This window comes from Phyllobacterium sp. A18/5-2, from assembly GCF_025452215.1.
Lineage (GTDB): Bacteria > Pseudomonadota > Alphaproteobacteria > Rhizobiales > Rhizobiaceae > Phyllobacterium > Phyllobacterium sophorae.
This window is the reverse complement of record NZ_CP104967.1, coordinates 561,366-579,846: the sequence shown is the minus strand read 5'-3', so window position 1 is coordinate 579,846 and position 18,481 is coordinate 561,366. Positions and strand designations below refer to the sequence as shown.

Sequence of the window (18,481 nt, the reverse complement as noted above, 5' to 3'; positions counted from 1 at the left end):
GACACTGAAAGACCTGGCGGAGAGCGGCAAAGCCGCCCTCCTTTGTCGGCCCTATTTCAGCGTTTCGTTGATCTTTGCAGCGGCTTCTTTCAAAGTCGCCTCAGCCTCGCCCTGGCCCAGATAGATCTTCTGGATAGCGTTCGAGGTCGTCTGCGCGATGTCCTCCCAGCCGGGAATAACCGGCGCGAAGCGGGCGTTTGGCAGCAAGGAGGTGAAGACCTTCAAGTCAGCGTTGTCGGCAAAATAGGGGTCCTTGGATTCTTCCGCATTGACCGGCAGGAACCCTTCGATCTTGTCGAATTTCGTGCGCTGTTCGGTGGTGAAAAGGAAATCCAGGAACTTCCACGCCGCTTCCTTGTTCTTCGAATTCTCGAAGAGCACGATGGAGTCTGTGACGCCATAGGTACCCTTGTCACCGTTCGGGCCTGCCGGGATGGGCGCAACACCATATTTCAGGTCAGGTGCTTCGCTCTTGATCTGGTTGGACAGGAACGGCGCGGTGATCACGGTCGCGACCTTTCCCTGCTTGAACAGGTTTTGCACATCCTCTCGGGAGTAGGAGGTAACGCCGGGCTGGGTCATGCCCGCGTCGATGAAGCTCTTGTAAAGCTTCGCGGTATCGATGGCCGCCTGTGAATCGAGGCCTGATTTGCCGTCCTTGACGATCTCGCCGCCATTCGACCACATGCCATAGTAGAAATAGACGTCTGTCTCGATTTCCTTGCCCTGAAGGCCGAAAGCATAGGTCTCTGCGCCAAGCTTCTTGATCTTTTCCGCGTCAACCTTGAAATCGGCCCAGGTCGCCGGCGGCGTATCAATGCCTGCCTTGGCGAAAATATCCTTGTTGTAATACATGGCGCGGGCCGAGGCTGCAATCGGCAGACCGTAGACCTTGCCATCCATGACCGAGGGCGTGAGGAATGTATCGATAAAGCGGGCCTTGAACTCGGGCGTGATGTTCTCATCCAGCGGGGCGACGATGCCTTCCTTGACATAGTCGAGCAGCCAGCGTGTGCCGATGATGGAAAGATCCGCGTTGGCGCCAGCGGAAATATCTGTGGTGAGCTTTTGCTGCAAACTGTCCCATGGCACGACCTCGATCTGGATCTTGGTGTCGGGGTTCGCCGCTTCGAAAGCCTTGGCGGCTTCTTCGAAATAAGGGCCTGTGCCCTTGCTGTATTCGGCGATGGTGACCCGCACTGTACTTTCAGCAAAGGCGCTCGTGCTGAACGCGATTAGACTTGCTCCAGCGAGAAAACATAATTTCTGTTTGATTGTCATGTTCAATCCCCTTGTTCCAGCTGCACGCAGGCAGCACTTTTTCTGACGCCATCAGGGAATTCTCCAACTTTTCCCGGCAAGCGCCTTCAACCGACGCATTATCATCAAATGTAATTTAGTTTCATGCAAGTCAGTATTTCGCCCGCGGCCAAGTTTTTTGTGTTGCTTTTTTTCATGACACGCCTTTAGCTGACGGCAAGCGGGCGCAGCTCGTACATCAACATCATGCAGGCCAGTTCCATGACCACTTCAGGTTTCAACGATTTCTTTGGTCTCAAAGACAAACATGTGCTCATTACCGGTGCCGGTGGCGGGATCGGACAGGCGCTCATCACAGCTTTTCATGCTGCGGGAGCGATTATCTCCGGGGCCGATCAGCATCTCGTTCCCATGGAGCCATTGCCACTCGCAAATCGGCTTGTTTTCGATCTGGCTGACCGAACTGAAGTCCATGACGTTGTCAGCGATTTCATCAAAACCCATGGCACACCCGATGTGCTGATCAACAACGCAGGCTTTACGCGCGGCGAAACGCTTGATGAGGTCGATGATGAGGTCTGGGAGCGGGAGATCGCAATCAATCTGAACGGCGCGTTCCACGTGACTGCACCGGTTGTCAACGCCATGAGCGAGCGCGGCAGCGGCAATGTGGTTTTCATATCCTCGGTCAATGGTCTCAGCTATTTCGGCAATCCCGCCTACTCTGCCGCCAAGGCCGGGTTGATTTCCTATGTGAAAGCGCTCGCAGTGGAACGCGGACGCTACGGAATCAGGGCCAATGCGATTTGTCCGGGCTCTGTCCGGACGCCGGCCTGGGATCACCGATTGCAAGGGAAGCCGGAGCTTGTGGAAAAACTATTGCCGCACTATCCGCTGGGGCGCATGGTAACGCCGCAGGAAGTGGCGCAGGCCACGCTTTTCCTGGCGTCATCTGCCGCTTCGGGGATCACCGGGACAGCACTCGCGGTGGATGCGGGACTGACGGCCGGCAATCTGCGTTTCATCAATGAAATTCTTGCAGGGGGAAACTGACATGGCCGGACTGCAGATCAAACAGCTGGTGAAATCCTATGGCGCCATGAATGTACTCCACGGCATCGACCTTGACGTTCGCGACGGCGAGTTTCTGGTTCTCATTGGCCCCTCGGGTTGCGGCAAGTCCACACTCTTGCGCATGATCGCCGGTCTTGACGAGATTTCCTCGGGCGAATTGTGGATCGGTGATCGTCTGTCGAACGGACTGGCGCCACAGCAGCGCAATATTTCCATGGTGTTCCAGAGCTATGCGCTGTTTCCGCATATGACCACCCGCAAGAATATCGGCTTTGGTCCGAAAATACGGGGCGAAGCGAGGGGCATGATTGACGCCAAGGTCAACAAGGCGGCGCAAACGCTCAATCTCCATGATTATCTCGATCGCCTGCCCCGCCAGCTCTCCGGCGGCCAGCGCCAGCGCGTCGCCATGGGCCGCACGATCGTACGCGAGCCCGACCTGTTCCTGTTCGATGAACCGCTTTCCAACCTTGACGCCAAGTTGCGCGTGCAGATGCGGACGGAATTGAAGGCACTGCATCAGCAATTGAAGACCACGATGGTTTATGTCACGCATGACCAGATCGAGGCCATGACAATGGCGGACCGCATCGTCGTCATGAATGGCGGCTGCATCGAACAGTCCGGCTCGCCACTGGAGCTTTACGACAAACCGGTCAACAAGTTCGTCGCCGGGTTCCTTGGATCACCGGCCATGAATTTCATTCCCGGCACGCTGGAGCGCGGCGATGGCGCGCCCCGGATGCGGACCCATGATGGATTTACCATACCCGTCAGTGAGACGAGCGCAGCGTCGGGCCAGGAAATTGAGATTGGCATTCGTCCCGAACACTACCGGCTGGCTGACAACGCTGAAAGTTTCCCGTATCGGGTCGCTGTGGTCGAACCGACGGGCTCGGAAACACATATTTTTGGCACCATCGCGGGCGTGGGTGTGCGCTGTGTCTTTCGCGACCGCGTTGCACCGGAGCCCGGAAGTCAGCTGCTGCTGACGACCGATCCAGCAAAGGTGCATGTCTTTGACCGCGCAACAGGAATCCGGATCTGATTTTACCATGGAATCCCCCCATTTCGACATCGTCGCCCGACTGAGAGAAATAGCCGATAGCGGGCTGCGATCAGACCAACGGGTTGCAGCGGCGATCCTGTCGGACGCTGAATTTGCCACGCATGCATCGATCGAAAGACTGGCGGAGAAAGCTGGGGTGAGCGAGCCGACCATCACCCGTTTCTACCGGATGCTCGGCTTTGAAGGCACACGCCAGTTCAAGGTAAGGCTTGCGCAATCACTCGCCATTGCCGGACGGTTCATAGTTGCCACTCCCTCTCCGGAGAACGGGGGGAGCGGGGTTCCGGGGATAATCACTCAAGGCGCTCGGGATGCGATTGAAAGGGTCGGCAAACTGATCAATCACGACGATCTTGACCGCGCCGCAACGATCGTGGTGCAGGCCGCAATGGTCCGGGCTTATGGTTCCGGCGGCTCCTCCTCCATGGCGGCGACCGAACTGGAAAACCGGTTGTTTCGACTCAGGAATCCTGGCGTCGTCACATACCGACGGCGAGATGCAGCAGATGACCGCTGCAATCAGCAACAAGGAAACGGTCATCGTCGCCTACTCACTTTCCGGAGAGGTTAAACCCTTGATCGAAGCGGTCACGATTGCCGGGCGTTACGGGGCAAGGACAATCGTCTTCACCGCGCCCAACTCCTCATTGGCACGCACCGCCGAACTCGTCCTGCCGTTCCATGTGGATGAGGGCACCAATGTGTACCGGCCCTCGCCGGCGCGCTATGCTTTGCTCGCCCTGACCGATATGCTGGCAATGACGATTGCCGAAAAGGTCGGGGCGCCTGCCGTCGAGCGGATGCGCCGCATCAAGAACCTTCAGGGCATGCATAAGAGCGATGCGCCTAACCTTCCACTTGGAGACTAGACCGTGAAACTTTCTGACGTTGATACGCCTGCTGTTCTGATCGATGTCGATCGCGTTGAAGCCAATCTGCAGCGCTTCCAGCGCTATGCCAACGGTCACCAGCTTGCCGTGCGCCCGCATATCAAGACGCACAAACTGCCACGCTTTGCCAAACGGCAAGTAGAACTTGGTGCAGTCGGCATCACCTGCCAGAAGCTGGGAGAGGCCGAGGTCATGGCCGATGCGGGCATCACCGACATTTTCCTTCCCTATAACATCGTCGGACATGCCAAGCTCGATCGCCTCGTCGCGCTAAACGCACGCATAAAAATTGCCGTTACGGCCGATAGCGACGTGGCCATCCAGGGCCTCGCCGAGGCCTTCAAGAACAGCACGAAACCTCTTGTTGTTCTCATCGAGTGCGATACCGGTATGGGCCGCTGTGGTGTCCAGACGCCCGATGAAGCGCTGGCATTGGCCAAGCTGGTGGATGGGTCCGACGGTTTGAGCTTTGCCGGCTTCATGACCTTTCCAAAGACCGGTTCGATTACGCAAACTGAAGCGTTCCTGTGTGTAGCGAAAAAAATGGCGCGTGATGCGGGGCTTGATCCCCGCATCATTTCTAATGGCGGCTCGCCGGATATGTGGCGGGCACACGAAGTGACAAGTGCCACGGAGCATCGCCCGGGCACCTATATTTATCTGGATCGATTTCAGGTGTCTAAAGGGGTCGGTACTTGGGATGATTGTGCATTGACGGTGCTTGCAACCGTTGTCAGCCGGCCGACGGAAAACCGCGCAGTTATTGATGCCGGCTCAAAAGCCCTCACCAGCGATACTTTGGGTCTGGAAGGATTCGGGCGCATCACAGACTATCCGGATGCGGTGATTACCTCGCTCAGCGAAGAACATGGGGTGATTGACCTTGGTGCGTGCGCCTCCAAGCCAAAGGTCGGCGATCGCCTTCGCGTCATTCCCAACCATTGCTGTGTGGTCTCAAACCTCTTTGATGAAGTCATCCTCATTTCCGGTGACGAAATCATTGAGCGTGCACGCGTTGCCGCGCGCGGCCGTGTCGATTAGACAGTTAACAGTCAGGTATGTTGCCTCGACCTTGGCACGAAGTGCGCCGCTTGCATCGAAAGGGCCAAAGCAGTCCCGGCCAAGGGCGGGAGACGGCCAGCTTTGCCAACCAAACGTTGCGGGACCCCCTTTGCAAGTTGCGCAATCGCCATCTGCGCGACGATCTGCCAGCGCGTTGACCAAACTGGCGATTCGGAAAAAAGGGATTGACGTGCTTGGGCCTTTTGAACTGCTTCATTGAAAATGGCATGAAGAGCGCTGATGTTCTGGAGCCTTTTTTTCTCGAAGAAGTCCTTGTCTCTTCCCGTTTGCTAACCTTGCAAAACGGAAAAGCGACTCAACTTCGCCGCCGGCTTTCAAAGCGATCCAAAAGCGTCTCGAGTTCCGATGCGACATATTCCGCAAAACCGTTCGGCGCATGCTCAGCAAAGGCGAGAACATGTCTTCCTTTGTCCAAATGCAATTGCGCGAGAGCGCTTACTTTGACGCCCGTGCTGTCCTGGATGATACCCTTCACTTCCCGCGCCGCCGCGGGTGCTGCCTGTTTTAGCAGCCGTTCGAAAATCCTATTGAAGCGCGAATTGCTGTCTGCCGCCTTGAAACCATCAAGGGCAATCTCCTCCAACGCTGCTTGGTGCGCATTGTCGGATTTGAGCATCTCGGCAAATCTGACCCATCGCGGCCGCCCGATTTTCGGAGCCGGGCCGATGGCGCGCACAATCGGTGCCGGAACTGCCGCGGCCACTTGCAAAAACCGCGTCATCTCCGCTTTGTCGAGGGAAAGTGCGTCCTGCACCAGCCCTCGTTCAAAGCCACGCTCGACGAGATTGCGGGCAAAGAACGCGCGCTCGATGAATGAAAGATCGCGCCGCTCGGTGTTTTCTTTACCCTGCGCCAGAACCAGTTGCACGTCGGTCAGGTCGCGGACAATAGCCTGCACCGGTTTTGCAACCCGGGCAGCGGCCCGCAGGCGGCGATGACCATAAGCGCTTTGATAAAACCCTTGCTTTTGTGGATGCGGCCGAACCAGGATAGGCACCTGCTGGCCGTTCAGCCTGATGCTCTCGACCAGTTTCTCAAAACCTTCATCAAGTCCGGTGTCGTGGCTGAGCCGGTCCTCGATGAACGAGCTTTCCACCAATCGCGGATCGATATCGACCACACGCTCCGTGCCTTCGAAACTTTCCTTCAACCGGCGTGCATCCTCGATTTCCTGCGAAATACCACCAAGTGACAGGCCCATAGCCTTGACCGCGCCCGAAGCCGACCTCGGCTTCGGCGTTTGAAGGGAAGCATTGCGTTCAATGGGCGCAGCGTTGTCGGCTTGTCTTTGCGTGAAAGTGGGCGATGTCTCGACTGTTTCAAACAGTGCCCTGAGCTGATCCCTGCGGTTCTTGTCTGCCATCCTCGCTCCTCACCCCCGCCTGTTCCAAGCCTTGAAGATAAGGCCTTGAATTTCAGAATTGACTGATGTCAGCGATTCAATCGCACGGTCATAGGTCGCGCGGGTGAAACTATCACGGGATACTTCGTAAAGTGTCTGCTTGGTCAGGCCCGCGTCAGAAAAAGCAGTCGATTTCACTACCGAAGACGTCAGCACACGGTCACCGAACAGGGATCGCAGGAAGCCGGCGATCTGTTGCTGCGGGGCGTCATTCGGTTCGAAACGGGTGATAAGATAGCGCATGAAGTCGAAATTGAGTTCACCGCCCGCCTCGCGTACGACGGTGAGAAGATCCGCTGTCATGAACAGGAACTGGCTCATGGACGCCACGTCGAGCATTTGCGGATGAACTGTCACCAGAACCGACGTTGCCGCGCAAAGCGCTGAAAGCGTCAGGAACCCGAGTTGTGGCGGACAATCGATAACAACGACATCATAGTCGCCTGCCACCGTGTCCAGGGCAGCCTGGACACGTGCGAAGAACAATTGCTGTTCAACACTTTGCTGCGCGCCATGCTGGCGGTCGGCCAACATTTGTGGCGTGGTATGTTCAAATTCCTGTAGCTCCAGATTGCCCGGAATGAGGTCAAGGCCATCGAAATAGGTCTTGCAGATAATGTCACGCAAAGGGCAACGCTCGCCATCATAACGGATCGCCCCATAAAGCGTGTCATTACCGGTAAGGTCCAGCTCCGGCTGATAACCAAACAGCGCTGACATCGACGCCTGGGGGTCGAGATCGACGGCAAGAACCCGCAAGCCCGCCATGGCCAGGTGCTGAGCAAGATGAGCGCTGGTTGTCGTCTTTCCTGACCCGCCTTTAAAATTTGTAACCGCGATGACCTGCATATGTTCGTTGGCCGAAGGATCGCGATGCGGCAGATAGGTCTTTGCCTTGGCGCCGCCGGCTTCCGCCAAGTGGCGGCGCAGCGCATTGATCTCAGCCAACGCATAGAGCCTGCGACCACCACTTCCGGTTTCCGGCTGTGGTCCCTCGCCCGCAATGGACAACTGGCGCAAGTAGCCGTCAGAGACACCGATCAACTTTGCGGCCTCGCCGCTGGTGAATTTGCGCAAGGCCTTCTGCGCCGTTGGCGGGAACAGGCGATTGCGCATGGCTCGTAATTGCGCCGACAGTATCTCCGCATCGGCAGCAATTGCCCGGTCGGCCGATATGGCAACAGACAGGGATGGCGCGCCCGGCAATCGCACGCGTTGCTGTTGATTCGGCTGGAGCGTATTCATCACTGCCTGTTGATCCTGTGCGCCTGTTAAGTCGAACCTCACCGGCGCAGCAACCATGCGCCGATCTCGATAGAAAAACCAAAGGGGTAACGCTGGACAACAATTTAACGCCGCATCACGGTACTAACACCGCGAAACCCGTGTAACGCTTATTTCACTCGATGCCCCTCAAAACCGTAACCAACGTGGGGAAAGAACCGAGTCGCGTCAAGAACTTTATAGTCAACGTCAAACGCGTCACCGTCTTGGATTCCGGACGAGACCAATATTCTGGTTCGGCGCATAACAAGAGTCCCAAATTGCCCTTAAGAGACCATCCTGGCACTCCATGCGAGTCGCCTGCCGCTGCGAGGGCGTTCCGGTCGAGATTTAGTTCGGAAAGCAGTGAGTTCAAATAGTTGGCCTTATCTTCCGGCCAAAAATGCGAGATGGTTCAGAGGCGAGCCAGCCAACCGCAAACTCCAAGTGATCGAGACAAGGGCGATCTTGACCCTGAATGCTTCAGTCGGGCAAATCCTTCTTTGACGCCTGGAGCTAGACGGAGTTCCGACAAGTGGGTGATCAGATTGGCGCTGCCAAAGGGCGTGTACCATTCCAGCATGTTTTCGCGTCCGGCGGCGATTTCCTCTTGCGAGCGGAGTAGCTCGAAAGCATCCATTTCCGTCGAACGGCCAATATTCCTCGCGATACAGCCGCAGATGTTTTCGCCGCGCAGAATGGTCCCGTCCACGTAGAACGCGGCTAGTTTGATGGCGCTAATCTTCGATCTCCTTCGGAAGGCGGAAACGATTAATCGGTGCGATCGCGGCATAACCATCCTCTCGGGCCAATAGCGTAAGAAGCCTTGGCGGACTGCCCCCTGAGGATGATGGCCTGCCCACGTCGCCTTTGTCTATGCGATAGGCATCGAATTGTCGACTAACACCGTCGCCTGTTGCTCAGGCTTGCAAGAGCGGAGATAGATGTTTTGTCCTTCCTAATAGCGCCGGTTTTCTCGCGCTAGAGGGTCAGGATTTGAGCGATCTCTTTTTGCCATGCGGCTGACCGTTATGTTCCGGCACTACGGCTGTAGAGGGAATTCCGGCTGCAGACCGGTAAACGTTATGAAGTGGAGCGGGCGTCAATTCCGTCCTTGCCAATCCTTCCCCAGCTTGGCGCAAACACTATTTAAGTCGTCTGCCGGGACGACCGCAACGCGGAAAGGTACGGACCGCAACAACCTCATTTGACCGAAAAAGAACTCTCAATTTTGCTGCACGTTTCCATGATTTCGTCAAAAGACGGCGAGGTCAGGAGCCGTGACTCCACTTTCCTTCATAAGCACGTAGTCTTCGGCTAGTACCGATCGGGCATCTTTCGAAGGAACCAGTTTAAGCCCGGTTTTAACCGCACCCACATAGTCAATGTATTCGCCGTGCTTGTCCTTCTCTGCAAAGAAGAAAGATTTATGCCTCGCGACTTTTTCAGAGAGCTCTTTGTCTTTCAAAGCGGCATCAAAATACTCTGACCTGTGAATGTAATGCAAGTCGTGCCTGTGGCGGGAAAACCGGTCTTTTTTCATGTTTTCCTGCATGCAGTAGACGTGTGCAGCGGTCGCCTTCTCCCAAAAAGTCCGCTCTACGGCCATTGCACGGACGCTAGCGGCGGGAAAATCAATGCCGTTACTGACGGCCGCCGCATCGGTTTGACGTGGGCTCCCCCGTCGACCGGGCTCCGAATTCGAGAAGAACGGACGGTCTGACGTAAGTATGTCCTTCGAACAGGCTGGGATAATCGATATTCAAGGTTTCTGCCGTATTTTGGCGAAGCGTGGCCGATAACCCTTGATCGCTGATCGCCTTCGTCAACAGGCGCGCAAGTTCTCCTTCGATCCAAGCAGGCAATTTTTCGCGCACAGCGGCTGTGAGCTTGCGCTGCTGACTGTTGCTCGGTGGAATGCCGTCATGGTCGTATGCCATGCCAGGAAGAAATTTCCTGATATCGTAAGTCAGATCAACGTCTTCGGAAAACCGGTTAATCAGCTGATACACTTTTGACAAAGACGTGCCGCCTTTGAACGAGAGCGCGTCGCCGAAGGGTGAACGAAAGACGGTATCAAGAATCCATACGACCATGACATCTTTTTCGAGGATCTTTTCCTCCCCACCAGTCTCGGTCGCCGCAAGACTGATTATCTCGCGGCGATCCTTTGGAGAAAGGTCAAAATACTTCTTGAGCTCAGCGGTCAATGTGGTCTGCTTCCGTTATAGCCTCAATCATCCATCCTGGGAGTTTGGACCTCAATTTGAGCACGCGTTCCCAATTACTTGGTCCGAGTTTCTTCTTGGCCATGACAGCGTATTCCTTGGCAAACCGTTTGCCGGAATGAGATATCGCCCGAATAGCTTCGCCTTCGATTGTCCCTGGAAGGTGAGTCTGCCATCGCGGAGCATGTCGAAGCTCAACAGTCCGTTTCCCCAACTTCAGTTCGGCGTTTTTTCCACTGGTGAGAAAGACGGAACGGACAGGAACCTGAGTCGTCATCCCCAGGTTATTGGCTGCGGATGCCCCAGTTGGCAGGATTTTGTATCCCGTCCTTTTTGCATAAGATTTAACAACCTTTTCGGGAGACGGCAGGTATTGCCCGAACTTGCCCTTAATTGGCGCGACATACATACCACGAGCCACTCGGACCACCTCCCCTCTGAGGGCAAGTCGGCTGAGAGTTTTGTCAGCTGCAGACCTGTTACCAAGATGCAAAAAATCCTTAGCCGTCAGGATTTTGCCTTCCGGCGATTTTTTTACCTGTTTTATGATAGCTTCCGACAACTGTTCCATAACGCGCGTCTCCTTTCCGTCAGAAGTAGTAGTTGACTTTCTGACAGGGGTCAAGATTAAGCCATTGAGTCAACGATATAAATTAGGTAAGCACGCTTGCGCATCAAGTCATGTGAATGATTGTCTATCTGCCAACCGGTACATGCAGCGGATCCCCCCGCAACGCACATGAATATCGAAACTTTGGCAGAGGTATACTCGACTTGGCTGGCAGCCAGGCTCAAGCGAATTTGCCAACTAGATCAGCCGTAGCGATGCAAGGCGTATTGAACGGCGCACGTTCCAAAGTGGCTATACGTTGCGGATTTTATTTACGGGATGCGTATAGGCTGCAACCAGTGCGCGAAATTCCGCGCGGTTGGTTAACTTGCCTGGATTCAAAATGAAGCGGCCATATATCGGATACTCTGCCCAACAACTTGAACAAGAGTTTGGCCGTGCGAGCGTAAACCGCGACAAGAAGCTCTTGAAGTTGCTTCATCACGAGTTTGGCTTCAGGAAGGCAAAGGCCGTTGGGCTCCGAGATAAAACCGCCAAGCTCAGAAGTGCAATTGAGCATCCCATCGACTTGTTTACCGTCGATCAAGAAAGCCCAACCCCGGAAGCACTTGGTTCGCGAAAAGAAATCTTGCCAAAAACAGGCTCCAAACCAAAATACCGTCCCACGCCGGAACAAGATGAAGCTTTAGCCTCCTTTGGCAGCGGGGGATCACTCCGGATCCACGCGCGCCCAGGCACGCTCCAAATGATTAAGAGGAGTTGCTTGACGGATTTTATCCGTTGGAGGATGTTGCGGATTGGGCGAGAGGAAGCCGCGCGCCCGTGAAATTGTCGAACCCTATATCCGCTGAAAGCCGACGCGATATTAGATTCAAGTAGAGCGGTTCGCTATGGAATCAGCCGATGCGTATAGCAGTGGTTGTGGGCTCAAACGGCCCGTCCCGGAACCGCCTCAAGTATGCGGAGTCGGACGCACGCCGCATAAAAGATACACTGTCGGCAATAGGCTGTGGTTTCTGGCCTGCTGCCGGTTTCATAGACACTGAGTTAAGGTGTTCTGCGTGAAACCGGAGAGTATGAATGCAAAGACGAAAGTTCAGCCGCGAATACAAGCTTGAAGCGGTGAAGCTGGTGAAGGAGCGGGGTGTCGCTGTTGCACAGGCTGCCCGCGACCTCGATGTCCACGAGAATGTACTGCGCAAATGGATCAGGGAGCATGGCTCCGATCCGGTCCAGTCCTTTCCAGGGCATGGACAGATGAAGCCGGAACAGCTTGAGATCGAACGGCTGCGGCGCGAGGTCGCGAAGCTGAAGGCGGAGCGCGATATTCTAAAAAAGGCCGCAGCCTACTTTGCAAGGGACGCGATATGAAGTTTGCGTTTATTGCAAAGCACCGTTCGATCTGGCCGGTGGCATGGCTCTGCGAAGCGCTGGGGGTTTCTCGTTCCGGCTTCCATGCCTGGCTCAATCGCTCGCCGAGCGACCATGCCCGCTACGATGAGGTTCTGCTGGACAAGATTGGGCAGAGTTTCAAGTACAGCGACAGAACCTATGGTGCCCGGCGTGTCTGGCATGATGTGCTGGCTGAAGGCTTGTCGTGCGGTCTTCATCGCATTGAGCGGCTGATGCGTCAGAACGCGCTCCGAGCGAGACCACGGCGGCGCGGTCTGCCGAAAGATGCCGGCGACCGATCTGTCATCATGCCCAACGTCCTGGATCGCCAGTTCGCAGCCGACCGACCGAACCAGAAATGGGTGGCCGACTTCACCTATATCTGGACGGCCGAAGGCTGGCTTTATGTTGCCGCCGTCATCGACCTGTTCTCACGCCGTGTCGTCGGCTGGTCGATGAATGCGAATATGACGGCGCAGCTCGTCACCGACGCCCTCATCATGGCGATATGGCGCAGAGGAAAGCCGGATGCGCTGTTGCATCATTCCGATCAGGGCAGCCAATACACCAGCGAACAGTTCCAGCGCCTGATGGGCGATCACGGCATCACCTGCTCCATGAGCAGATCGGGGAACGTCTGGGATAACGCAGCGATGGAAAGCTTCTTCTCATCACTGAAAACGGAGAGAACGGCACGAAAGGTTTATCGGACAAGAAATGATGCAAGGGCGGACGTATTCGATTACATCGAGCGCTTCTACAACCCAAGGCGTCGCCACTCAACACTGGGCTATCTCAGCCCGAACGATTTTGAAACCAAGGTGGGATTAGCTTAACCTCGTGCCCGAAAAACCGGCAGCAGGCCATTCAGCGTAGTTTCGGCGATAGGTGGGTCCGCGATTGGTGCCAGACAAAAATTAATAGAAAGCAGCGAAAAATGCGTGAGCGAAGATACGTTCGTTGTTTATATCGTCACGGAGTCTGACCTGCCATTGAACTTTCATCCAGCGGCGACTAGACCGTATGTTCTCGGGGTGAAGGTGGCCCGCCCCCGCAGTAAGCTGAATTCGGGGGTTGCTCTGGATAGGCCGAGCCCCACGCTTAGCGAGGGCGAACCATGAAAGAGAATAGCGTAATTTTCATCGGCTTGGATACGTCGAAGCTGAAGATTTCAGTTGCGGTTGCGGACGGGGTGCGCAACGGCGAGGTGCGGTTTTTCGGCGACATCTCTTCGGAGCCGGCGTCGGTGGCGTCGATGGTCGACAAGCTTTCCCGACGCGGGGCCAAGCTTCACTTTTGCTACGAGGCCGGCCCGACCGGTTACGGTCTTTACCGGCAGATTGTTGAATTGGGGCACGATTGTGTGGTCGTGGCGCCGTCCCTGGTGCCCAAGCGTGCGGGCGACCGGGTGAAGACAAACCGCCGGGATGCCGTAAGTCTGGCGCGCCTGCATCGGGCGGGCGAACTGACCTCTGTCTGGGTTCCGGACGAAGGCCATGAGGCGATCCGCGACCTGGTGCGGGCTCGCGAGGCTGCCAACGATGCGCTGAAGCAGGCACGCCAACAACTCCAGTCTTTTCTCCTGCGCCACGGCCGGATCTATACTGGCCGCACGCCTTGGACGCGCGCCCATACAAGATGGCTGGCATGCCAGGCCTTCGATCATCCCGCCCACCAAATTCTGTTGGCAGAATATTGCCAGGCCATCGAGGATGCCGGCGTGCGTCTGGATCGGCTGACCAAGCTGGTGGTGGAGACCGCAGCATCCTGGTCGATGGCACCGGTTGTGGCAGCCTATCAAGCGATGCGCGGCGTCGCGTTCATGACTGCGGTCACCTTTGTGGTCGAGATCGGCGATGTCAGGCGTTTCGATAATCCCCGTCAGTTGATGGCCTATCTGGGTCTTGTGCCGTCGGAACGCTCAACGGGCGAAAGGGTCAAGCGCGCTGGGATCACCAAGGCCGGCAACACAAGGGCTCGAAGGGTACTCGTTGAAGCGGCCTGGACATATCGCTTCCCGGCTCGCGTGAGCCCGAAGATCCAGGCGCGGCTGGATGACCTGCCAAGAACGGTTCGCGAGATTGCCTGGAAAGCCCAGGTGCGGCTTTGCGCGCGCTATCGAAAACTGATGGCGGCAGGCAAGCCGAAGGTCGTCGCTGTCACCGCCATTGCCCGAGAAATGGCAGCATTCCTGTGGGCGATTGGACAGGAGGTCGCTCCCACAGCTAAAGGCTAAATGCCGATGGTCAGCTTGAAGAGAGACGCTTAACCCAAAATTTAAAATCATCTGCTGTTGGACAAAGATGGAGGCAGGGCTCCGGTGGGGAACCCTCGCAGGCTCTATGTGGCGGATAAATTCCAAGTCCGAGATTAGACAGAGGCAGCCCCAGACGAACACACGGAAATGCGGTACCCAACCCGCGCATAAGAGTATGCCAGCCGTCGTCTAAACGCCCTGCCTCCTCCTTTGTTCAACAGCTTCGCGCATGTGCTTTCGTCGTCAAAGCCGGAAAGGAAAGAGTCGTGACTAAAGAGCTTGCAAACGAACATAAGAGAGCCTCGGGGGTTTTGAATACGCCAAATGGCGTGAGCAACCGGCGCGGAAGCGTCTGCCGCAGGCAAACTGATCGTGGACGAAATCCAGCGACCAGCGAGCATTGGCCCTCGCTTCGACCAGGATCGGCGCACGGGTGCCGACAGCACGCCGGCCTCGCGATAAAGGCGGTAGATGCGATTGACGCCGGACGGTTCTCCGTCCCGCCGAAGCAGGATGAATAGCCGCCTATATCCGAAACGCCTTCGCTCATTTGCGAGGTCGCGAAGCTTCGCCCGCAACCCGACCTCTGGCGGTCGGCAGGATCGATAACGGATCGTCTTACGGTCGGCGGATATAATCTGGCAGGCCCGCCGTTCCGAAAGCCCCATGACGGCCTTCAGATGCGTGACGGCTTCACGCTTGGCGGCGGGCCCTACCATTTTTTTGATAGAAGTTCGCGAAGCGCGGCTGCATCCAGCATCTGCTCGGCCAGTAGTTTCTTGAGCCTGGCGTTCTCATCTTCGAGCGCTTTCAGCCGCTTCCCCTCTGAGACTTCCATGCCGCCGTATTTGGCTTTCCAATTATAAAACGTTGCTTCTGAAATACCGTGCTTGCGGCACAGATCGGCTGTCTTTGCCCCAGCCTCCTGCTCCCGCAAAACACCGATGATCTGCTCTTCCGTAAATCTCTGCTTCTTCATTCGTCCGTCCTTCGTCAGGCCGGACTCTAATCAATTCTGGAGGAAATTCGCAGTGGCAGGTCAGTATTATTTTCGCCACCGGCCGTATCGATATTGATGAGGCTTCATTGATCGAAAATGCAATCGTGATTGCGAAGCCTTATGGCGAAGCGGAAATTGCAGACGCCATAGAGCGCCTGCTAGTTGAGCGAACAAAGAAGACTCCAATTTCGTCTCGAACTGGAAGCGAGGCTATTCCGCAGCTTTAGCGGCGCGGCCCGGGCCTATGTTCGATGAGGTCAGTTGAGACCAAACACTTCCGTCAAGAACTTCTTCACGGCGGCTTGTGCTGCCTCAGTCGCGGCTTTGTCGTAACGCTCAATCGAGCCGAGTTCCATACACGCATCGTCGTAGGTGAATGGCTCATTCGTAGCGACGTTGACTATCTTCCCGTTTTCTTCACGGCGCTGACAATTGCGCGAAGTATGTGCCATTAAATTGGGCAGCGCAAAAAAGTCGCGAACTTGTTTTACAAAAGACCGGCCCTGTGGCCCAAATGGCTCTTCCAAACACCCAGTCCGCCCTAGCCCGATCCAACTTAATACCAATTGGTGTGTTGATTTCTACTCTCATAAAAGAGATATCGGTGACCGTTAATCGTCGGAACTGCATAGAAGGTTTTTAAAACCTTCTCTTCTCGTCGCAAATCAGAACGATCACCGGGCACAAAACGGCAATAGCTCGTTGCCCACGCAATGTTCCACTTCGGGTGGAAATATTTTGGCAGGTACAAACGACCCCGTCATTCTTGGTGTTGCCGACGCCACCAGAGTGAGCGGCAGCCTGCAGTGCGTTTTTCAGCTCATAACTATTTCCGTTTTCACGGGTAGTTCATGGGATCATACAGGAGAATTGACAATGACTGTTTTGTTTCAATCTCATGGCGGCAAAGAGAAACCTGAAGGCACGCCGGGCTTAAGCTTGTCTCCGGCCGCACGCCCGGCTGGCGCGGACATCGCAGTCGACGAGCAGGCGGATTTCGGTTACCTGATTCCTCCGCTTGACGCCCCGGAAAACTATCTTCCCGAAACTGGCGAGACCCTCGGCGAGCTGGATGAACTCGGTAACCTGATGATTGATCAGGCTGCAAGTGAGACGTCAGTAGCCGATCTCGACGCTGCCTCCTGTTTTGACATATTGGGGACAGTTTCTGGATCACGAGCTGACCGCACGGACCGATCGGGAAAGCCTGATTACCAGTGTTAGCAATGCGCATCCGCCACAATCCTCTTCGATTGTCGAGGCGCAGCTCCGGAATGCACGCACACCCAGGTTCGATCTCGATAGTGTCTACGGCGGTATTCCAACCGGTGGCGGGATCTCGGCCGACGTGGCAATGGTGATTTCCGGCATGCGCCACCCGACCCAGATTAACAAGATGCGGGTCGGCACCGCGATAGAACCTGGACCCCTACCGGACAATCTCGACGAGCATCGCGACCTTCCGCGCTATTCTCAGGTTCAGGACAGCGTCAGGCAAGCCGCCCTACGCCTCGCTCAGGCTTCGATGTCGAACGAGGACTTCACAGCGTTCGAGGCAACACTTCCGCTCCGGGCGCTGATTGGAGACCAACGAAATGACGAAAACCTTATCGTCGCTCAATTCCATTTGAGCTTTCTCAGATTCCACAACAAGGCTGTGGACTTTTTGGCCAGTCACGATACCGGCTGGATCGCCGATTTCCATTCGGCACAACTCCTGACGCGGCTGCACTATCAATGGCTGATCGTGGAAGGCTATCTAAAAGGTATCTGCCAGCCGACAGTCGTCAGCAGGATTATCGACAGCCGCGCGTCGCATTTTTTCAAGTTCCGGGCAGAATATGATGCCCGCCAGCCCGCCGTGCGACTTGGTAACGCCCTGCCGCTCGAATTCTCTGTGGCAGCCTACAGGTTTGGTCATTCCATGGTTCGAGCCGCTTACGATCATAACCGGACATTCGGCCGCCCGAATAATCCAGCCGCTTTTGACCTTTTGTTTACGTTCACGGGTGGCGGCGGGATGTTCGGCAGCCCCAAACTCCCGAAAAATTGGGTCATTGACTGGACACGCTTTGTGGTTGCCAATCCGCCCAAAATCAATGACGGGCTAGCGGAGCGGGTTGCACGCAAGATCGACACCGAGCTGGCGCCTCCACTAGGGGTGATGCAGAAGGAGGGCAACAATCTGCCCCCGGGCCAATTGCAGGACCTTTTCAAGCATTTGGCACGCCGCAATCTCAGGCGCGGGTACAATTTGCGCCTTCCCACAGGACAGGCCGTCCACCGCTATCTGAGGCAGCATGGAGCGATCACCTCCGCGCCAATCGACGACGTGAGCACGATATTCGCCGCCAAACCCAACATGCGGGACTTCCTCAAGAATTCAGGTGCGAAGTTTCACGAACGCACCCCGCTTTGGTTCTATTGTCTGGCCGAGGCCGAGCAGGGTGGCGGCGGATCGCTCGGCGAAGTCGGCAGCTGGCTTGTCGCATCGACTATGATCGGCGTGCTGCTGTCGGACCCGGATTCTGCACTTTCACGAGATTTCACGCCCAGCCAGAGTCCACTGAGGATGAGTGATGACAGCCCGATCGACTCGATCGCCAAATGGATGAAGTTTGCCGTCGTGATGGAGTAGCAGCCACGAACGCGCCGTGTGAAGCTTGTAAGCAAAGCTGAAATCACGTCGACTTTGTAAACTAGATGCGGAGGAGATCGTCGTGGCTGTGCATATTTCACGTTGCTCTTGCGGTAATGCGGGCGATGATTATCTGGAAGGGCCCACAGCCTGCATCGCTAGCCCGGGGGTAACGGCAAGCATCAAGTCCCAAATTTCGTCCGGCCGCGTTCTCTCGGTCGCCGATGCCCGTTTGGCGACGCTATCGGGAATGCTGGACATCCCGACCGTGGGAAGGACGGGTTTCAATGATGGTGTCATCTATCCGCCGGTTGCAATGGAAGGCCGGGCACTGGCGCCATCCGCTAGCCGGCC

Annotated in this window: 17 protein-coding genes and 1 pseudogene; 10 read left to right on the top strand and 8 right to left on the bottom strand. The window is 56.0% G+C overall.

Annotation, left to right across the window (positions count from 1 at the left end; genetic code table 11):
* Positions 1 to 51 precede the first annotated feature (51 nt).
* Positions 52 to 1,281, bottom strand: a complete 1,230-nt coding sequence (locus N8E89_RS21330) for an ABC transporter substrate-binding protein (RefSeq protein ID WP_262263121.1) — start codon at positions 1,279 to 1,281, stop codon at positions 52 to 54.
* Positions 1,282 to 1,521: 240 nt separating this feature from the next.
* Between N8E89_RS21330 and N8E89_RS21325 the strand changes: the two genes are divergently transcribed.
* The 5 genes from N8E89_RS21325 to N8E89_RS21305 are packed head-to-tail and all read left to right on the top strand — an operon-like array spanning position 1,522 to position 5,334.
* Positions 1,522 to 2,313, top strand: a complete 792-nt coding sequence (locus N8E89_RS21325; RefSeq protein ID WP_262263120.1) for an SDR family oxidoreductase — start codon at positions 1,522 to 1,524, stop codon at positions 2,311 to 2,313.
* Between the two features lies 1 nt (position 2,314).
* Entirely contained in the window at positions 2,315 to 3,382 is a 1,068-nt protein-coding gene (locus N8E89_RS21320; RefSeq protein WP_262263119.1) for an ABC transporter ATP-binding protein, read from the top strand.
* Positions 3,383 to 3,389: 7 nt separating this feature from the next.
* A complete protein-coding gene (locus N8E89_RS21315) occupies positions 3,390 to 3,974 on the top strand; it encodes a MurR/RpiR family transcriptional regulator (RefSeq protein ID WP_262263118.1) in 585 nt (194 codons plus the stop codon).
* Positions 3,901 to 4,272: a MurR/RpiR family transcriptional regulator gene (locus N8E89_RS21310; protein WP_315975735.1), complete on the top strand. Its 372-nt coding sequence runs from the start codon at positions 3,901 to 3,903 to the stop codon at positions 4,270 to 4,272. Before N8E89_RS21315 ends, N8E89_RS21310 begins: the two co-directional genes overlap by 74 nt.
* A gap of 3 nt (positions 4,273 to 4,275) precedes the next feature.
* Positions 4,276 to 5,334 carry a D-TA family PLP-dependent enzyme gene (locus N8E89_RS21305; RefSeq protein ID WP_262263116.1) on the top strand — a complete coding sequence of 353 codons (1,059 nt, stop codon included), beginning with the start codon at positions 4,276 to 4,278 and terminating at the stop codon, positions 5,332 to 5,334.
* Positions 5,335 to 5,671: 337 nt separating this feature from the next.
* Here the strand turns inward: N8E89_RS21305 and repB are convergent, their stop codons facing one another.
* From repB to N8E89_RS21280, 5 genes are all read right to left on the bottom strand, one after another.
* A complete protein-coding gene (repB, locus tag N8E89_RS21300) occupies positions 5,672 to 6,739 on the bottom strand; it encodes a plasmid partitioning protein RepB (RefSeq protein ID WP_262263115.1) in 1,068 nt (355 codons plus the stop codon).
* Positions 6,740 to 6,748: 9 nt separating this feature from the next.
* The gene (repA, locus tag N8E89_RS21295; protein ID WP_262263279.1) at positions 6,749 to 8,023 is read right to left on the bottom strand and encodes a plasmid partitioning protein RepA; all 1,275 of its coding nucleotides are present in this window, start codon (positions 8,021 to 8,023) and stop codon (positions 6,749 to 6,751) included.
* Positions 8,024 to 9,296: 1,273 nt separating this feature from the next.
* Positions 9,297 to 9,650 (bottom strand): nucleotidyl transferase AbiEii/AbiGii toxin family protein, encoded by a 354-nt coding sequence (locus N8E89_RS21290; protein WP_262263114.1) that lies wholly within the window; start codon positions 9,648 to 9,650, stop codon positions 9,297 to 9,299.
* Between the two features lie 34 nt (positions 9,651 to 9,684).
* Positions 9,685 to 10,251, bottom strand: coding sequence for a nucleotidyl transferase AbiEii/AbiGii toxin family protein (locus N8E89_RS21285; RefSeq protein WP_262263113.1), 567 nt, complete (start codon positions 10,249 to 10,251; stop codon positions 9,685 to 9,687).
* A complete protein-coding gene (locus tag N8E89_RS21280) occupies positions 10,241 to 10,840 on the bottom strand; it encodes a DUF6088 family protein (protein WP_262263112.1) in 600 nt (199 codons plus the stop codon). Before N8E89_RS21280 ends, N8E89_RS21285 begins: the two co-directional genes overlap by 11 nt.
* Positions 10,841 to 11,222: 382 nt before the next feature.
* Here N8E89_RS21280 and N8E89_RS21275 point away from each other — a divergent pair, with 382 nt between their 5' ends.
* The 3 genes from N8E89_RS21275 to N8E89_RS21265 all read left to right on the top strand — a co-directional run bounded on the left by N8E89_RS21275 (position 11,223) and on the right by N8E89_RS21265 (position 14,468).
* Positions 11,223 to 11,666: a hypothetical protein gene (locus N8E89_RS21275; RefSeq protein ID WP_262263111.1), complete on the top strand. Its 444-nt coding sequence runs from the start codon at positions 11,223 to 11,225 to the stop codon at positions 11,664 to 11,666.
* Positions 11,667 to 11,920: 254 nt separating this feature from the next.
* Positions 11,921 to 13,068, top strand: a protein-coding gene (locus N8E89_RS21270; protein ID WP_106667833.1) for an IS3 family transposase whose coding sequence is annotated in 2 segments (ribosomal slippage) — positions 11,921 to 12,170 and positions 12,170 to 13,068 — 1,149 coding nt in all. Because the reading frame shifts where the segments join, the coding sequence is not laid out codon by codon here.
* Between the two features lie 281 nt (positions 13,069 to 13,349).
* The gene (locus N8E89_RS21265) at positions 13,350 to 14,468 is read left to right on the top strand and encodes an IS110 family RNA-guided transposase (protein ID WP_262260933.1); all 1,119 of its coding nucleotides are present in this window, start codon (positions 13,350 to 13,352) and stop codon (positions 14,466 to 14,468) included.
* A 363-nt stretch (positions 14,469 to 14,831) separates the two neighbouring features.
* Here the strand turns inward: N8E89_RS21265 and N8E89_RS21260 are convergent.
* Both N8E89_RS21260 and N8E89_RS21255 read right to left on the bottom strand, forming a co-directional pair.
* Positions 14,832 to 15,468: pseudogene (locus tag N8E89_RS21260) on the bottom strand (transposase); the annotation flags it as partial.
* Positions 15,469 to 15,746: 278 nt separating this feature from the next.
* Entirely contained in the window at positions 15,747 to 16,016 is a 270-nt protein-coding gene (locus tag N8E89_RS21255) for a hypothetical protein (protein ID WP_262263110.1), read from the bottom strand.
* 211 nt (positions 16,017 to 16,227) lie between these two features.
* Here N8E89_RS21255 and N8E89_RS21250 point away from each other — a divergent pair, with 211 nt between their 5' ends.
* Together N8E89_RS21250 and N8E89_RS21245 are read left to right on the top strand one after the other, a co-directional pair.
* Positions 16,228 to 16,713: a hypothetical protein gene (locus N8E89_RS21250; protein WP_262263109.1), complete on the top strand. Its 486-nt coding sequence runs from the start codon at positions 16,228 to 16,230 to the stop codon at positions 16,711 to 16,713.
* Positions 16,637 to 18,127, top strand: coding sequence for a peroxidase family protein (locus N8E89_RS21245; protein WP_262263108.1), 1,491 nt, complete (start codon positions 16,637 to 16,639; stop codon positions 18,125 to 18,127). The genes N8E89_RS21250 and N8E89_RS21245 overlap by 77 nt, the downstream gene beginning before the upstream one ends.
* Positions 18,128 to 18,481: the final 354 nt, after the last annotated feature.